13 protein-coding genes and 3 pseudogenes are annotated in these 16,456 nt (G+C 71.8%); 7 read left to right on the forward strand and 9 right to left on the reverse strand.

The features are described from left to right. Window positions 1–27: 27 nt before the first annotated feature. From ACZ4Z3_RS32660 to ACZ4Z3_RS32670, 3 genes are all read left to right on the forward strand, one after another. Window positions 28–1,989, forward strand: coding sequence for a RiPP maturation radical SAM C-methyltransferase (locus tag ACZ4Z3_RS32660; RefSeq protein ID WP_468504409.1), 1,962 nt, complete (start codon window positions 28–30; stop codon window positions 1,987–1,989). Window positions 1,990–2,183: 194 nt separating this feature from the next. Then, window positions 2,184–2,768 carry a DUF5825 family protein gene (locus ACZ4Z3_RS32665; protein WP_468504410.1) on the forward strand — a complete coding sequence of 195 codons (585 nt, stop codon included), beginning with the start codon at window positions 2,184–2,186 and terminating at the stop codon, window positions 2,766–2,768. Next, window positions 2,765–3,262, forward strand: coding sequence for a hypothetical protein (locus tag ACZ4Z3_RS32670; protein WP_468504411.1), 498 nt, complete (start codon window positions 2,765–2,767; stop codon window positions 3,260–3,262). The genes ACZ4Z3_RS32665 and ACZ4Z3_RS32670 overlap by 4 nt, the downstream gene beginning before the upstream one ends. A gap of 27 nt (window positions 3,263–3,289) precedes the next feature. Here ACZ4Z3_RS32670 and ACZ4Z3_RS32675 read toward each other — a convergent pair whose 3' ends face one another. Next, entirely contained in the window at window positions 3,290–4,396 is a 1,107-nt protein-coding gene (locus tag ACZ4Z3_RS32675; protein WP_468504412.1) for a helix-turn-helix transcriptional regulator, read from the reverse strand. 63 nt (window positions 4,397–4,459) lie between these two features. On the opposite strand from ACZ4Z3_RS32675, the gene ACZ4Z3_RS32680 reads away from it, so the two are divergent. Then, window positions 4,460–4,849 carry a YybH family protein gene (locus tag ACZ4Z3_RS32680; RefSeq protein WP_468504413.1) on the forward strand — a complete coding sequence of 130 codons (390 nt, stop codon included), beginning with the start codon at window positions 4,460–4,462 and terminating at the stop codon, window positions 4,847–4,849. A gap of 36 nt (window positions 4,850–4,885) precedes the next feature. Here the strand turns inward: ACZ4Z3_RS32680 and ACZ4Z3_RS32685 are convergent, their stop codons facing one another. Further along, window positions 4,886–5,905, reverse strand: coding sequence for a LacI family DNA-binding transcriptional regulator (locus ACZ4Z3_RS32685; RefSeq protein WP_468504414.1), 1,020 nt, complete (start codon window positions 5,903–5,905; stop codon window positions 4,886–4,888). A 304-nt stretch (window positions 5,906–6,209) separates the two neighbouring features. Between ACZ4Z3_RS32685 and ACZ4Z3_RS32690 the strand changes: the two genes are divergently transcribed. Then, window positions 6,210–7,526 (forward strand): ferredoxin reductase family protein, encoded by a 1,317-nt coding sequence (locus ACZ4Z3_RS32690; RefSeq protein WP_468504415.1) that lies wholly within the window; start codon window positions 6,210–6,212, stop codon window positions 7,524–7,526. A 69-nt stretch (window positions 7,527–7,595) separates the two neighbouring features. Here the strand turns inward: ACZ4Z3_RS32690 and ACZ4Z3_RS32695 are convergent, their stop codons facing one another. Continuing rightward, window positions 7,596–7,883 carry a hypothetical protein gene (locus ACZ4Z3_RS32695; RefSeq protein ID WP_468504416.1) on the reverse strand — a complete coding sequence of 96 codons (288 nt, stop codon included), beginning with the start codon at window positions 7,881–7,883 and terminating at the stop codon, window positions 7,596–7,598. 197 nt (window positions 7,884–8,080) lie between these two features. Between ACZ4Z3_RS32695 and ACZ4Z3_RS32700 the strand changes: the two genes are divergently transcribed. Next, on the forward strand, window positions 8,081–8,281 hold the full coding sequence (locus tag ACZ4Z3_RS32700) for a type II toxin-antitoxin system VapB family antitoxin (RefSeq protein ID WP_055516534.1): 201 nt from the start codon (window positions 8,081–8,083) through the stop codon (window positions 8,279–8,281). A gap of 104 nt (window positions 8,282–8,385) precedes the next feature. Here the strand turns inward: ACZ4Z3_RS32700 and ACZ4Z3_RS32705 are convergent, their stop codons facing one another. The 4 genes and pseudogenes from ACZ4Z3_RS32705 to ACZ4Z3_RS32720 form a co-directional block, all read right to left on the reverse strand. Continuing rightward, window positions 8,386–10,434 carry a calcium-binding protein gene (locus ACZ4Z3_RS32705; RefSeq protein ID WP_468504417.1) on the reverse strand — a complete coding sequence of 683 codons (2,049 nt, stop codon included), beginning with the start codon at window positions 10,432–10,434 and terminating at the stop codon, window positions 8,386–8,388. A 124-nt stretch (window positions 10,435–10,558) separates the two neighbouring features. Continuing rightward, a pseudogene (tpg, locus tag ACZ4Z3_RS32710) lies at window positions 10,559–11,110 on the reverse strand (telomere-protecting terminal protein Tpg). Between the two features lie 482 nt (window positions 11,111–11,592). After that, a pseudogene (locus tag ACZ4Z3_RS32715) lies at window positions 11,593–11,818 on the reverse strand (hypothetical protein); the annotation flags it as partial. 1 nt (window position 11,819) lies between these two features. After that, window positions 11,820–12,611, reverse strand: a complete 792-nt coding sequence (locus ACZ4Z3_RS32720; protein WP_468504418.1) for an SDR family NAD(P)-dependent oxidoreductase — start codon at window positions 12,609–12,611, stop codon at window positions 11,820–11,822. 138 nt (window positions 12,612–12,749) lie between these two features. Between ACZ4Z3_RS32720 and ACZ4Z3_RS32725 the strand changes: the two are divergent. Next, a pseudogene (locus ACZ4Z3_RS32725) lies at window positions 12,750–13,740 on the forward strand (aldo/keto reductase). A gap of 94 nt (window positions 13,741–13,834) precedes the next feature. On the opposite strand, the gene ACZ4Z3_RS32730 reads toward ACZ4Z3_RS32725, so the two are convergent. Then, window positions 13,835–15,088, reverse strand: coding sequence for a D-arabinono-1,4-lactone oxidase (locus tag ACZ4Z3_RS32730; RefSeq protein WP_468504419.1), 1,254 nt, complete (start codon window positions 15,086–15,088; stop codon window positions 13,835–13,837). A 115-nt stretch (window positions 15,089–15,203) separates the two neighbouring features. Continuing rightward, on the reverse strand, window positions 15,204–16,397 hold the full coding sequence (locus ACZ4Z3_RS32735) for a glycosyltransferase (protein ID WP_468504420.1): 1,194 nt from the start codon (window positions 16,395–16,397) through the stop codon (window positions 15,204–15,206). Window positions 16,398–16,456: the final 59 nt, after the last annotated feature.

Genomic DNA, 16,456 nt, shown 5'->3' on the forward strand with positions numbered 1-16,456 from the left:
GCCCCGTCGTCCCCCGAGGAGCCGACTGTGCGTGTCCTCCTGCTCAACATGCCCTGGTCCCCCATCGACCTGCCGTCCCTGGCCCTGGGCATCCTCAAGCGCAGTGTCGACGAACGCGTTCCGGGCGCGACGTGCGAGGTGCTGCACGCCAACCTGGAGTTCACCGACTGGATCACCGAGCGCACCGAGTTCTCCGCCGAGGACTACGAGTACTTCGCGCTGTCCTCGTACTTCCTCGGTTGCGGCGACTGGGTGTTCTCCAGCGCCCTCTACGACGATCCCGCGTGGAAGACGGCCGAGTTCACCGAGGTGATGACCGGCAAGCTGCGCGCCTCACGGATGCGTATGAGCAAGCAACTGCACGAGATCGTGCCGGAGTTCGTGGAGGAGATCGCGCGCCGGGTGGTCGACCTCGCGCCCGACGTCGTGGGCCTCACGTCGACCTTTCAGCAGAACACCGCGGCCCTGGCCGCGGCCCGGCACATCAAACGGCTGTCCCCCGGCATCGTCACGGTCATGGGCGGTGCCAACTGCGACGCCGAACAGGGCGCCGCCGTCCACCGCAACTTCCCCTTCGTCGACTTCGTGGTGCGCGGCGAGGGCGAGGAGGCGTTCCCCCGGCTGCTCCAGGCCTTGCGACAGGCGCCGGACGCCCCCTCCAGCGCGCTCACGGACATCCCGGGGCTGTGCCACCGCGCCGACGGGGCCTCCGTCGCCAACCCGATGCCGACCGGCCCGATGCCTCCCTCGGCGATCCTTCCCCCCGACTACAGCGGCTACTTCGAACGCCTCGCCGCGTCCGTCGCCCGCAACTGGGTGGAGCCGAAGCTCGTGGTCGAAGGGGCCCGGGGCTGCTGGTGGGGCGAGAAGCACCACTGCACGTTCTGCGGCCTGAACGGCTCGTTCATGCAGTTCCGCAGCAAGAGCCCGGACACCTTCTACCAGGAGATCATGGATCTGGCGGAGCGCCACCGGGTCCTCGACATGTACGTCGTCGACAACATCCTGGACATGCGGTACCTGTCCACCGTGCTGCCCCGGATCATCGACAGCGGCTACGACCTGCGCATGCACATCGAGATCAAGGCCAACATGCGCCGCCCGCAGCTCCAGGTCCTCGCCGACGCCGGGCTCATCTACGTCCAGCCCGGCATCGAGAGCCTCAACAGCCGGGTCCTCGACCTCATGGACAAGGGCGTCAGCGGCTGTCAGAACGTGCGAATGCTCCGGGACGCGGCCGAGACGGGACTGTCCGTCTCCTGGAACTACCTGCACGGCTTCCCGGGCGAGACCGCGGAGGACTACGAGCCGGTCATCCGGCAGCTGCCCGCGCTCGAACATCTCAACCCGCCGGTCGACCTGTCCGCCCGGATCGCGATCGAACGGTTCAGCCCCTACTTCAACCGGCCCGAACTGGGCTTCACCGGTCTGCGCCCGGAGGAGCACTACCTGTTCACCTACGACCTGCCGGAAGAGGAACTGCACGATCTGGCGTATGTCTTCCAGGCACCCGAGCGCGGCATCGGCTCGGCCACCGTGAACCGGCTCAACGACGCCATCGGCGCGTGGAAGAAGCACCACACGGACGCCCGGCTCACCCACACCGACCTGGGCGACGAGATCGTCCTCGTCAGCCGGCGACACTCCTTCGACTGGCGGACCCTGCGGCTGACCGACCCGTTCGCCGTCGCCGCCTTCCGTCTCCTGAACCAGCCGCACTCCCCCAAGGCCCTGCACCGCAAGCTCACCGCCGACCCGGCGTTCGCCGACCGCACCGCGCGGGACGTGGACGACCTGTTGGCGGAGTGGACCGCGAAGGGCGTGGCCTTCACCGACGCGGGCCAGTACGTCCACATCGCGCCCGCCTCCGTCAACCAGGACCTGCTGCGCCTCGACTACATGCGCCATGTGCACACCAGGGCGGCCACCGAACCCGACGAGGAACGCACGACCACGGATGCCGCCGCCCCGGCCCCCGCGCTGCCCTGACCACCCCGCTCCTGCCCGCCCTCCCCTCCATCGGCCACGGACACCGACAAGGAACGAGCATGCCCGCAAGCGCACCGACACCGACATCGCCACCGGCCCCGACGTCGAAACCGACACCGACGTCGAAACCGACACCGACACCGACCGTGCACGCGTGGCGGGACCACGACACGCAGGCCCGTTCACTGCCGGGCATGTCCCTGGGCCGAGTTCCTCTCGCGGCCGGTCCCGACGACGCCGCGCACCTGTGGTCCCTCGGCGCGCGACTCGTCGAACTCGACGCCCCCGTGGACCTGTCCGCGCGCGGGCCGGACGCCGCGCGCGCCGCGGTCGACCGGCTGAGCCTCGTCCGCGATCTCACGGCCCGTGCCGTTCAGGTCGACTGGGATCTGATCCTCCCGCAGGACCAGGCGGACCACCTGTGGAAGGTCCTCTCCCATCTGCAGCCGCCCCGCACACTCACCGGGCCCAACGACACCGACAGCGCGCTGCACGCGTGGCGGACCCGCCACTACCTCTGCAAGCTGGTGTGGCGTCAGGGGCCCGGCTTCTTGCAGATCCGCGACCGGCGCTGGGGGGATCTGCGGCGGTTCACCGCCGACGAGCCGCGCTACGCGGAAGCCGTCAGCGGGCTCGACCGGGGTCTGCACCACACGGACGTCCCCGCGGACATCCTGGACGAGTTCGCCTCCGAGCACCTCGTCCTGCGGGTCGACGAGCTCGTGTGGTGGCTTCCGTACCGGGTCTCGCGGTGGCTCCAGGAGGCGATGGCCGTATGAGTGCGGTGGTGGGGTCGGTGGTGGCGCCTCGTCGCCGTGGCACCAGGGCGGCGGCGGTGTGGGTGACCGTGGTCGTCACGGCGGCCGTGCTGGCGCCGAGCGCCTCCGCGGCCGGCGGTCCGTCGTCGCCGAGCGCGCACTCCGCCGTGGTCGCGGGCGCGTTGGCCGATCCGACGCCCGAGGAGCAGGAACGCCTCCGGGAGGTGGCCGGGGCGATCTGGACGCCGGAGCTGGCGGCCGGCTGGAACATGAACACCGAGGTGGCGAACGTCCTGTCCGCGGCCACGGGAGAGATCCTGCGATGCTCCGAGGCGTTCGCCCTGGTGCCCCGCCCTCCGGGGTTCGTGCCCGGCGTCGGATACCTCCTCAGCTACTGGCAGAACATCCGCGACTACTTCCGGGCCGTCAGGACCAGCCGCACGTACCGCGCCTGCGTCGTCACCGCCGCCGCCAACCACCGCACGCCCATCGAGCTGGCCTCCATGGGCATCTGACCCGCGTTCCCGCGCCGCGCCTCCTGATCATCCGGCGGCCCCGGACTCTCCACGCCCGTCCGGGGGCGCCTCGGGAGGTGTCCCGTAGTGGGCGGCGATCGCGGCGGCGCGGTCGCGGAGTGAGTCGCGCAACCACTGCGGGGCCAGGGCTTCCGCACGCGGGCCGAGGCGCCACAGGGCCCATTCGGCGTGCTGCGGGTCCTGGAACGTGACCCGCAGCCGCACTCGACCGTCCCCGTGGACTTCGTCGGCCTCATCGGGTGCATCGGGTGCATAGGGTGCATCGAATCGACCGGGTCCATCGAGTTCGTCGGGTGCGTCGGGTGTGTCGGGTGCGTCGGCGACGACGGTCAGCGCGGTGCCGGCCAACTCCTCCCGCCGCGCGGGGTCCAGCCGCAGCACCACCGTGACCTGGTCGCCGCCGGTGCGGAACCGGGCGCTGCGTTCCTGCCAGATCCGGTCCAGGTCGACCCGGTCGGGGCGCTGCGCCGGCTGGTCGAGTTCCCGCGCGGCGAGGACGCGCGACAGTCGGTAGGTGCGGTCCGCGCCGGAGCGCGTGGCCAGCAGATAGCCCTGGCCGCGCACGGTGACCAGGCCGATCGGGTCCACCGTGCGCCACTTCGGCGCCCGGTCCACGGCCGCGTAACGGATGCGCAGCCGGTGTCCGGCGAACACCGCGCGCCGGATCTCGGCCACGACAGTGTCGGGAAGTTCCTCGGCGGTGAGCCTGCGCGCCAGCAGATCGGTCTCCGGTTCGACGAGCAGGCGCTGAGCCGCGCCGGCGGCCGTGGCCCGCTGGTTCTCCGGCAGCGCGTCCACGACCTTGCGCATCGCCGAGGCGAGTGCCGCGCCGAGCCCGAACGCCTGCGCGCCCCGCCGTGATCCAGCCACGAGCAGCGCGAGCGCCTCGTCGTGGCTCAGCCCCGTCAACTCGGTCCGGAAACCGGGCAGCAGTGAGAAGCCGCCGTTCCGGCCGCGCTCCGCGTACACCGGGACGCCGGCCGCGGACAACGCCTCGATGTCGCGCAGCACCGTGCGCGGGGACACCTCCAACTCCCGGGCGAGGGCGGTCGCGGACAGCCGGCCGTGCTGCCGCAACAGGAGCACGAGGGACACCAACCGGTCGGCGCGCATACGGAGAACCTACTCGGAATACATGACACACGGTGTCACGTATCCGTTGAGAGGCTCCTCCGCATGACACACGGAGAAGCCCTGACACACAGAGAAGCCGCGCCGCGCCATGAGGCCGCGACGGAGCCGAACGACCTGGGGAGGTACTTCATCGAGCGTGCAAACGCCGGCGACGTCGACGGGCTGGTGGCGCTGTACGAGCCGGACGCCGTGCTGGCCTTTCCGCCGGGCAGCCTCGCCACGGGACACGCCCAGATCCGGGAGGTGTACGAGCGGTTCGTCGCGGCCGCGCCCGTCCTCGAGCCTGGCAGGCAGCACTCGCCCCTGATCACCGGCGATCTGGCGCTGACGGCCTGCACCCTGACCAACGGTGAGATCACCGTGGAGATCGCCCGCCGTCAGTCCGACGGAACCTGGCTGTGGGTGGCCGACCAGCCCGCGATCACCTCCTGACCGTGTCCCGGCGAAGGGTGCCGCGCGGGGAACGCGTCACTCCGGCCGTTCCCTTCGCCGGGGAGTCGGCGGTGGCTTGCGGGTGGAGCGGCGGGGGATGAGGACCGGTTGGACGATCCGGTGGCGGTTCACCCCGCCGCGGGCGTTGATGAGGGAGATCAGCAGGTCGACCACTTCGACGCCCACCCGGTCCGGGCGCAGGCTGAGCGTGGTGATCGACGGGTTCGTCGTCGCGTAGTCCGGGTCCTCGCTGACGCAGGCCACCAGCAGGTCCCGGGGCACCCGCAGGCCGCGGTGCCGGGCGGCGGCGAGGATGGTGTGGCCGGAGTCGGAGTAGACACCGATGACGGCGTCCGGGCGGGGATCACGGTCGAGGAGTCGGCCGACCGCTTCCCGTTCTGCCGTGAAGTAGTCGGGCAGCACGGCGTACTCCTCGACGAGGGCGGGCATGTCGTGCTCGGCGCACCAGGAGGTGTAGGCCCGTCCGATCAGCCGCGAGTACCCGTCGCCGTGGACCGGCTGGGAGAGCGCGATCCGCCGGGCGCCGGACTCGGCGAGATGGCCGAGCAGGAGGCTCATGGCCGCGTCGTGATCGGTGTCCACCCACGCGTCGGTCCAGTGCGGCCGGAGCGGCCGGCCGTCGGTGACCATCGGGATGCCGCGCTCCCGCAGCAGGGAACGCACCGGGTCGTCGGTGCGGGGTTCGACGTGGATGACGCCGTCCATCGGCATGTTGAGCCACATCCACGGCGACAGGGAGTTCGGCATCACCATGAGCAGGTAGCCGCGCTCGTGCGCGGCCGCCATCGCGCTCAGCGTCAACTGCGCGTAGTAGGGGATCTCGGTGTACGAGACGGGCAGGTCGCCGTAGGCCGTGGTGGTCAGGCCTAGCACTCCCGTGCTGCCGCGGGCCACGGCGCGGGCCGTGCCGGCCTGGGCGTGGCCGAGTTCGCGTGCCGCGGTGAGCACGCGCTGCCTGGTCGCCTCCGACAGTCGTCCGGTGCCGTTCAGGGCGTTGGACACCGTGGCCGTGGACACCCCTGCCCGTTCGGCCACGGCACCGAGTGTGGGACGCTGCCAGACCCGCGAGATCGTCATCTCTTACCTCAACAGCCCTGCACGGCTTGTGGTTAAGCCGTTAATCACGCAGCGTACCGGCCACGGCGGCCGGGTCGGCCGCCGGGTGATCCGGGGGCGCGCGCCGGCCACGTAAAGCTTTCGATTACGTCAAGTTCCGGATTGTGCCGGGATCACGGCTGTAGCAGGTTAGGACGCTCGGGGCTCCGCGGTTTCGCCGGGTGCCGGACACGAGTACCTCACATGAGCAAAAGGGGAAGCGGTGGAGGCGACGATTTCACGGGTGCGGCAGAGCACCATACCTCCGGTCATAGCGGCGCGCTGGGCGCTGTGGACGTTCGTCATCGTCAACGTGGTGATCGTCGAGATCTTGTTCCTCACCGCCGGGACCGGCAAGAACGGGACGCTCACGGTCGCCAAGTTCTTCGGTCTGCACGCCGCCGTGCTGATGCTGTTCCAGCTGCTGCTGGTGGCCCGGCTGCCCTGGCTCGACCGGCGTATCGGAATGGACCGGCTGACGGTGTGGCACCGCTGGGTCGGCTTTACCCTGCTCTGGACCCTCCTCACGCACGCCGTGCTGGTGGTGCTCGGCTACGCGCGGCTCGACGACGCGTCGATGACGAAGACGTTCTTCGCGCTGGCCGGGGTGCCGGCCTCGCTGCTCGGGATGCTCGCCGCGGCGATCGTCGTCGTGATCGCCGCCGTCTCCGCCCGGCAGGTGCGGCGGCGGCTGCGGTACGAGACGTGGCACGGCCTGCACCTGCTGCTGTACGTGGCGTTGGGGCTGGCGTTCGTGCACCAGCTGCAGGAGACCACGACGTTCAGCTCCTCCGCGTTCGCGAAGGTCTACTGGTGGGCGCTGTGGCTGTTCGCGTTCGGCGCGCTGGTGACGGGGCGGATCGTGATGCCGGTGTGGCGCAACGCCTATCACCGGTTCGAGGTCGCGGCCGTGGTGCCGGAGTCGGACTCCGTGGTGTCGGTGCACGTCACCGGACGCCACCTCGACAAACTGCCCGCCCGGGCCGGTCAGTTCTGCATCTGGCGGTTCCCCGGACACAACCACTGGTGGCTGGCCAACCCGTTCTCGCTGTCGGCGGCGCCCGACGGCCGTACGCTGCGGCTGACCGCCAAGGCGGTCGGCAGCGCCAGCGCCGGACTGCGGCACGTCCCGGTCGGGAGCCGCGCGTTCGTCGAGGGGCCGTACGGGGCGTTCACGGCGTTGCACCGGACGCGGCCCGGCGCGCTGCTGATCGCGGGCGGGGTGGGGATCACTCCGGTGCGCGCCCTGCTGGAGGAGGAGGCGGCCGAGGACGTCGTCGTCCTCTACCGGGTGCGCAGCGAGGAGGACGCCGTGCTGGGTGACGAGGTACGGACGCTGGTGGATGGCCTCGGCGGGCGGCTGCACCTGCTCACCGGTCGCACCGGGGAGGGCGCCCCGCCGTTCGAGCCGGAGAACCTGCGGGCGCTGGTTCCCGATGTGGCCGAACGCGATGTGTACGTGTGCGGTCCGCCCGCGATGACCACGGCGGTGCTCGCCTCGCTGCGCGCGCTGAAGGTGCCCCCGCGGCAGGTGCACGCCGAACGGTTCGGGCTGGCCTGACGGGGTCGGTGAGGGGTGAACGGAGCGCCGTGGCCGCCGAGGAGGCGGGCCGCGGCGCTCCGTCGTGTGTCACTTGAGGGCGACGCTCCGGGCGGGTTCCGGGCGCGGCTGGTGCTGTTCGTTCCAGAGGCCGGCGAGTTCGCCGAGAGCGCTGCTGAGGCGGCCGATTTCCCAGAGGAGGTAGAGGCCGGCCCCGGCGAACGGAAGCCAGGTGCCCCAGTGGAAGACGAGGACCGGCATGTACAGCAGGCCGACCAGGACGAGGACCTTGAGGACGATCTCGGCCAGGTACGGCTGCCTGCGTGCGACGGCGACGTGCTCTTCGCGGCCGTGGGTCCACTGCAGGCGCGATCTCATGGCTGCCTCCTCGGGCGCGTCCTGGCGACTGTCAGCACGGTAATCGGGGCCGGGGAGGGTCACAAGCGCTTGCCCGGCTCAACTGCACCTCAGGACAAGGCAGTCGGCCCAAAGGGGCTGCGGCTGATCACCGATCGGCGGTGGCGGTGGGCCGGCTGCGGTTAAAGTCCGGGCAGCACGCGTCGAAGGGGAGATCCATGGCCAAGGTCAACGTCAGTCTGGATGCCGAACTGGTGGTGGAGGTGATGGTTCTCGCCGGGGTGGGATCGCCCCAGGACGCCGTGGAGCTGGTCGTGCGGGACTACATCGCCCGCGGTCATCGCACGGAGGCGCGGGTCGAGCGGACCGACCAGAACCTGCGCGAGGTCGAGGTGAGACCGCAGGACCCGCAGGGCTGATCACGGGTGGGGGCCGCCGCCCGGGTCGGTCATGGGCGCCGACGGGGCGCAAGGAACACGTGGGGCCCCGCACCTGGAGTGCGGGGCCCTCAGGGTGGGTGGGGTCAGGGGCAGCTGAGGCGGGTGTCGCCCGGGTCCGTGGTGCAGGTGTCCGTGTTGGGTCCGCCGTTGGCGGTGTCGTTGCCGGTGACGTTGTCGACGGTGTTGAGGTTGTCGGTGCCGTAGTTGCCGATCAGGTTGTCGTTGCCGGGGCCGCCGTTGAGGGTGTCGTTGCCGAGGCCGCCGTCGAGACGGTCGTTGCCGTGGCCGCCGTGGACGGTGTCGTTGCCCGAGCTCGCGTTGACGGTGTCGTCGCCGCCGAGGGCGCAGATCACGTCGTTGCCTGAGGTGCCGGTGACGGTGTCGTTGCCGCTGGTGCCGATCCGGGTGCAGCCGCGGGCGTTGTTGACGGTGGTGGTCGCCGTCGCCGTGTTGTTGCCGGACGCGGGGTCGCTCTGGGTGGCGGTGACCGTGGCGCGGTCGGTGAGGGTGCCGGTGGCGCGGGGTTCGGCGGCGACCGTCACGGTGACGCCGGCTCCCGGGGCGAGGGTACCGAGGGAACAGGTCGCGCCGCCCGCGGTGGTGGTGCAGGTGCCCTGGCCGGTGGTCGCCGAGACGACCGAGACGGCGACGCCGCTGAGCGTGTCGGACAGGGACACGTTGGTGGCGGAGGTCGTGGCGCTGGTGTTGGTCACCCGCACGCTGTAGGTGGCCCGGTCACCGATGCTGACCGTGGCCGGGCCGGACTTGGTGACCGACAGGTCCACGCCGGTGGGTGGCGGGGCGCTGCCGCCCCCTTCGAAGCGGGCCAGGGCGAAGTCGCTGTTCGGGCCGCCCCAGCCGGCGGCGACGATCTTCCCGTCCGGCTGGAGGGCGAGCCCCTGGGCGGCGTCGGCGCCGCCGAAGTCCGCGGTCGCCACCCCCCCGGTGCCGAAGCCGCTGTCCTGGCTGCCGTCGGGGTTGTAGCGCAGGACGGCGAAGTCGCCGCCGGGCCCGTTGCTTCCGGCGACGACGATGCGGCCGTCGCCCGGCTGGAGCGCCAGACCGGAGGCCCCGCCGCCGCCAGCGGTGAGCACCCTGCCGTCGCCGTCGAAGCCCGTGTCCAGGGCGCCGCCCGGTTGGTAGCGGGCCAGGGCGAACCTGCCGCCGCTCCCGCCGGCGGCGACGATCTTCCCGTCGGGCTGGACCGCGAGGCCATGGACGGACTCGTAGTCGCCGAAGTCGGTGCGCTCGATGCCGTCGCCGCTGAAGGTGGTGTCCAGGGTGCCGCTCGCGGTGTAGCGCAGGACGACGAAGTCGAAGCGGGTGGTGCCGACCTGGCCGCCGACGAGGATCTTGCCGTCGGGCTGGAGCGCCAGGGCGCTGCCGTCGCCGCCCTCGTCGGGGTTGGGTGCCGGGTCGGTGGTCACGGAGCCGTCGCCGCCGCCGAAGGCCGTGTCCGGGGAGCCGTCGGCGTTGTAGCGGGCCAGCGCGACCCGGCCGCCGCTGGTACCGGCGACGACGATGCGGCCGTCGGGTTGTACGGCCACGTCGCGGGCCTCGTCGGGGCCGCCGAAGTCGGTGAAGACCCTGCCGTCGCCGCCGCCGAAGGACGCGTCGAGGGTGCCGTCGGTGTTGTAGCGGGCGACGGTGAACCAGCAGCAGTTCTCCCATCCCCGCCAGCTGCTGCCCACCACGACGATCCTGCCGTCGGGTTGCAGTGCGACGGCCTGGGCCTCGCTCCACTGGAGGTCCGGGACCATGTTGTTGATGGGGGTGGTCACGAGGCCGTCGTCGCCGAAGGTGGGGTCGGGGGTGCCGTCGGCGTGGTGGCGGGTCAGCGCGAAGCGGCTCTCCGTCAGCGCGTAGTCGGCGGACGAGCCGACGGAGACGATCTTTCCGTCGGCCTGTACGGCCACGTCGTGGGCGCGGTCGTCGTCGGCGAAGCCGGTGAGTACCTTGCCGTCGCCGCTGAAGGTGGGATCCAGGTCGCCGGGTGCCGCGGCCGCGGTGCCGGGGAAGGCCAGGACGAGCGCCAGGACGGTCGCCGTGACGGCCCCGGCCCTCACCGACCGGGACCGGCGCCGGCGTTCGCCGTGTCGCCGCCCCGCCGGACGCAGTTGAGGTGTCAGCATGTGCGACAGCCTTCCGCCGGTCGCACACAGTTACGGCCATCACGGGCGACGTTGCGCTCACCGGGCGCAGGAATCCATCCCCGCGGGTGAGGGGCTCTCGCGTCCGGTGGGGTGTGGGCCCCCGTCACAGGTCGATGTCGCTGCGCTCCACGTCGGTGAACCGCACGTCGAGGCCGTGCGCGCGGGTGTCCCCGGCGCGGAAGTACATCTCGGCCAGGCCGTCGGCGGTGATGCGCTGGAGCCGCTGCTCGGTGGCGCCCTGGTCCCGGGCCGTGAACGGACGGGCCGCCCGGTGCGGGGCAGCGCCTGGGTGATGTCGCGGATCCGGGCGTCGTCGGAGGTGCCCGGCGCGGCGGCGAAGCCGAAGCGGGCGCGGGTGGACAGGACGAGGCCGTCGGTGGAGGCCGCCCTCTGCTTGGCGCGGGCCCGCACCCGCGGCTGCCAGCGCTTCCTCTCGCGCTCCAGCCGGTCGGCGAGGTCCTTGCGGGGGCGCTTGAGCTTGCCGGTGACGTACCGCTCGACCGTGCGCTGCGACACCCGAGCAGTTCGGCGACGGCCTTCGTGCCCTTCAGCTGTCTGACCGGATACCGCATGCGGTCTGTGCCGACTTGGGGACGGGGCGGGTGAAGGCCGCCTCCACGGCACGGTCCAGGCCGTCCCCGACCGACTCCGGCATGGCCTTCTCCCCTTCGTCGGCGGTGTCGTTCTTGATGAGGTTGGCGACGTTGATCACGCCGCCGTGCTCCTCGAACAATTCCCCAGCCGGAACGTGCCGGGTACGGGTTTGCCGTCGGCGGTGTACGGGAGGAGGTCGAGCGGACCAGGTCCGGTGGAGGGGGGACGGGGCGGCCCGGATGTCGGGGCGCCAGGTCTCCCGGGCGAGCGCGGGCCACGGCTCGAAGGTGCAGCGCCCGGCGCTCGCGGCGGACTCGAACGGCACCTGGCCGCGGCCGCGCTGACGCAGTCCGCCGATGCCGCCCTTCGCGGTGGAGTTGATCGCGTTGACCGGCAGCGCCATCGCCGGGTCGACGTCCCGTGCGGCGGCCATCGCCTCCGGGGACTCCCGGCCTCCCATGGCGGTGGTGACACCGAGGTCGGCCATCGTCGTCACGTACGCGTCGCGCAGCCGCTGGTACCAGGCGTCGAGGTAACGGCCGGTGCGGTGGCGGGGGCGTAGGGGGGGCGCGGCTCGGTCCTGCCGGACTCCCGGTTCCCCGCGGCTTCCCGGCGGGTGTCCAGTGCCGTCGCGATCTGTTCCTGGCTCGGCCCGGCAGCGGTGCACGGGACGCCGGCGCTCGGCGGGCGGCGGCAGGACGTCCTGGGCGACCTGCTCCAGCAGCGCGTCGACCGCACTGACCCGAACTGGATCGCGTATGGAGCGCACATCAGCGGGAGGCGCGCTGGGCCTCGATCACCTGGTGGACTGCCGGGTCGTCACCGGCGCGGCGGTGGGAGCGGGCCGCGACCTCCGGGAACTGGACGGCGAGGGCGCAGCGCAGCCGCAGTGCGACAGGGGCGACGTTCAGTTCGGCCCGGTCGTCCTCCACCGCGCGCAGGACGCCCTCGGCCACGTCGTCCGGGGAGACGGTGCGTACGCCGCTGGGCACCTCGGCGCCGGTGGCGGCGAACATGCCCGCGTCGCGGACGAAGCCGGGCTGGACGACGGAGACGCCGACGCCGGTCTCGTGGAGGTCGATGCGCAGGCTGTGGGCGAAGCCGCGCAGGCCGAACTTGGAAGCGGTGTAGAGGGACGAGTAGGGGGTGGCGGCCTTGCCGGACATGGAGCCGACGAAGGCGAGGTGGCCACGACGCCGCGCGACCATGCCGGGGGCGAGGAGCCGGGACAGCAGGACGGGGGCGCTGAGGTTGACGGCGATGGCGCGCTCGATCTGGTCCGGCGTGTAGTCGAGGAGGTCTCCGCTCGCCGGTAGGGCGGCGTTGGCGACGAGGACGTCGACGTCCGGGCAGCGGTCGGCGAGTCGGGTGATGTCGTCGGGGTCGGAGAGGTCCGCGACGACGGCGCGGGCGCCGACCTCCGCGGCGAGGGTCTCCAGCGGACCGGCCTGACGTCCGGTCACCACCACAGTGGCGTTCGCCCGGGCGAGCCGGTGCGCGAGGGCGCGGCCGATGCCTCCCGTCGCGCCGGTGAGCAGAACTGTCGCTCCAGCGATGTGCATCGACGCCGCCTCCTGTCCAGGGTTGCCCATCACGGACACTGCTGGCAATAAGTTGACTCCACTTCTTAAGTATTGGCAAGTCAATTGCCAGACTGGTGGCAATAGTTTTCCACGACAGCGGCTCACGAGGTGGTTCTCATGGAACAGCGAGAGATGCGCAGGATCGGTCGCGACGTCTCGGTGGTGGGGCTCGGCACCTGGCAACTGGGCGCCGACTGGGGCGAGGTGGACGAGGACGAGGCCCTCGCCGTGCTCGACGCCGCCGTGGACTCGGGGGTGACCTTCCTCGACACGGCGGACGTGTACGGGGACGGGCGCAGCGAACGGCTCATCGGCTCCTTCCTCGGGCAGCTCGGGCCCGACCGCGCCGCCGGCATCCTCGTCGCGACGAAGACGGGGCGGCGCGCCCGGCAGGACCGGCCGAGTTCACTCTGGACAACTTCCGCGCCTGGACGGACCGTTCACGAACCAACCTGGGCGTGGAGACCCTTGACCTGGTCCAGCTGCACTGCCCACCCACGCCCGTCCTCTCCCTGGGGGCGGTGTACGACGCCCTGGACACCCTCGTCGAGGAGGGGCGCGTGGCGGCGTACGGGGTGAGCGTGGAGACGTGCGAGGAGGCGCTCGCCGCGATCGTCCGGCCGCATGTGGCCAGGGTGCAGATCATCCTCAACGCGTTCCGGCGCAGGCCGCTGGAGCGGGTGCTGCCGGCGGCCCGGGAGGCCGGTGTGGGGATCATCGCCCGTGTCCCGCTCGCCTCCGGGCTGTTGTCGGGAAGGTACCGCCGGGACACGGTGTTCGGCGCCGACGACCACCGCACGTACAACCGCGTGGTGAGTCGTTCGACGTGGGTGAGACGTTCTCCGGCGTGGACTACGAGGTGGGGGTCGAGGCGGCCGCCGAGTTCGCGGCGCTCGTGCCGGAGGGGGCGACTCCGGCGCAGGCCGCGCTGCGCTGGGTGGTGCAGCAACCGGGGGTGACCTCTGTGATCCCGGGGGCGCGCACGCCGGAGCAGGCACGCGCCAACGCCGAGGCGATGCGGCTGCCCGCGCTGCCGGAGGTGACCCTGAAGGCGGTCGAGGAGCTCTACGACCGCAGGATCAGGGGCCTGGTGCACGACCGCTGGTGACAGGGGGTGGGGCCCTGGCGGGCAGGAAGGCCCCGGCTCGTGCGCGTGGCCCACGGGGAGAATCCCGTGGGCCAGTGTCATGGGCGGTGGGACTTCAGACCGTGTCGAGGAGTGCGTCCGTGAAGTCGTTGCGGAACGTGCCGGACGGGTCGAACTTGCGGGCCAACTGGGCGAAGGCGCCGATCTGTTCGTAGAGCGCGGCGATCTCCCTCGGGGTGAGGGCGGTCAGCTTGCCCCAGTGCGGTCGGGCGCCGAGCGGCATCAGGGCGTCCTCGACCTCGGCGATGAGGGGCTGAACGCGGGCCAGGTCCTTGACCCAGGTGAAGTGGAAGGTGACGGAGTCCCTGCCGTGGGCGGGGCTCAGCCAGAGGTCGTCGGCGCGGACCGTGCGCACCTCCGCGATGTGCAGGGCGGGAGCGAGGCGCTGTCCGAGGCCCCGCAGAGCGGCGATCGCGGCGGGGGCGGCGGCGCGCGGCAGGTAGTACTCGGACTGGAGTTCCTCCCCGGCGCCCGGGGTCAGCTCGGGCCGGAAGTGCGGGAGCCGTTCGCACCACGGGCCCGGCACGTCGAGCTGCTCGGTGCTGAACTCCGGGGGCATCCCGGGTACGGGGTTCATCGGCCGGTCGGCGGGGCGGCCGCCGCTCCAGCCGCTGTCGGGCCGGTCCAGCCTGCGCTTGAGCCAGACCTGGGCCTCGTCCCCGCCCCAGTCGGTGAAGACGCTGACGCTGTGGGCCGCGCCGGACACCGCGTCGAAGTGGGCGGCCACCTCGTCGAGCGGGACGGCGACTCGGACGCGCTGTGCCATCGCGTAGCTCGGCTCGATGTCGAGGGTGAGCCGGGTGACGACGCCGAGTGCGCCGAGCGCCACCACCGCGCCCGGGAAGAGGTCCGGGTCCGTGTCCCGGCTCAGCTCGACCAGATCGCCCTCGGGGCCGACCAGTTGCAGCGCGCGGACCGACGCGGCGAGGCAGCGCTGGGTGTCGCCGGAGCCATGGGTGCCGGTGGCGACGCTGCCGGCGATGGAGATGTGCGGCAGCGACGCCAGGTTGGCGAAGGCGAGACCGGCGCGCTCCAGGACGGAGATGACGTCCGCGTAGCGCAGACCCGCGGAGACGGTGACGGTGGAGGCCTCCGGGTCGAGGTCGACGGTGGGCGGCAGGGCGTCCAGGCGGACCAGGTCGCCTCTGGTGTCGGCGACGGCGCTGAAGGAGTGGCCGCTGCCGACGGCCCGTATGCGGGCGCTGTCCGCCACGGTGCGGCGCAGTTCGTCGAGGCTGCGCGGGCGGTGCCAGCGCGCGGCGCCGAACGTGAGGTTCCCGGCCCAGTTGGTGGCCGTGTCGAGCGTCATGAGTACTCCGATCAGCAGTCGTCGTGGCACCCGCCCCGCGCGGATCGTCGCTCAGCCGGCGCGCGGCCGGGGGCAGCGCCGGGGCGGGCTCTCCCCCGGCCTGGTTCCGTTTCGGCTACGCGGCCGGGCCCTGGTCGGTCTGGGAGGACACCTTGACGGCGACGCGATCGGCCTCGCGCAGGACGGCGTCCCGGTAGCGGGGGCTCAGCCGTGCCACCGGAGGGAGGACGTGGCACTCGTCGGCGTCGCCGTCCGGGTGGGGCAGCGCGAAGCCGGCGAGCGGCAGCACGGTCAGCTCGGCGTGGGTGTCGAACAGGGCGGCGACGTCGGGTGCGGCGGTCCGCGTGGTGGGGTCGACCGCCGCGCCGACGACCACGAGGCTCCTGCCGTTCGCCGTGCCGCGCACGGTTCCCAGGGCGTGGCGTGGGCCGAACCCCGCTGCCGCGGCCTCCAGTTCGCGTCGTACGTCGGGCAGGACGCGGGCGGTCTCCTGCCAGCCGAAGGAGAGGGCGAGTTCGAGCTCCAGGCGGGGCCACTTGGCCAGGTAGTAGCGGTTGTTGCGCTGCGCGGTGCGGCCGTTGTCCTGGACGCTGCGCAGATGCGGCAGATGCAGCCCGTACACCTCCTCGCCGAGGACGATCGGGGTGCCGGTCAGGGCCACCCGCAGCGCCCACTCCTGGTCCTCGGGCCCCCAGCCCTGGAAGCCCTCGTCGTAGGTGAGGTCGTGGCGCCGGATGGTCGCGGTGGGGGCGGCGACGAGTCCGCCGCGTGCGTACACCCAGGGGAAACGGTGGAAGGCGGAGGTGTTGTCGGCGTTCCAGCGGTCGTCCATCACGACGTGGCCCCGTGCCTCCAGCTCGGCGAGGACCTCCCGGTAGTGGCTGAAGGGGGCGAGTTCGACGTGGTCGACGTCCGTCTCGACCACGTCGTCGTAGCCGATCATCTGCCCGACGACGCACACGTTCTGGCCGTGCGCGTAGTGCCGTTCGTACAGGTTGTCGAGGAAGCGGGTGGGCAGCACCATGTCGGCGTCCAGGACGAGCGTCACCTGGCCGCGGGCCTGGCGCATCGCCAGGTTCCTCGCCTTGCAGAGGTTCCAGTCGTCCGCCGAGAGGGTCGAGACGATGGTGAGCCGGTCGGTGAACTCCCGGCATACGGAGACGAATTCGGGTGAGTACTCCATCGCGCCGATGAGGACCTCGAAGTCGCGGTGGTCCATCGTCTGTTCGGCCAGCGCCGACAGGACGAGGCGGATGTTGTCCAGTCGCTGCTTGTAAGGGATCACGACACTGAACTTCAAGTCATCCATACCCAGAGTGTGACCCTACGTTGCCTAACTTGGCAACACTGTGCCTGAATAGTCAGCAA

This window comes from Streptomyces sp. NPDC030296 (assembly GCF_055572815.1).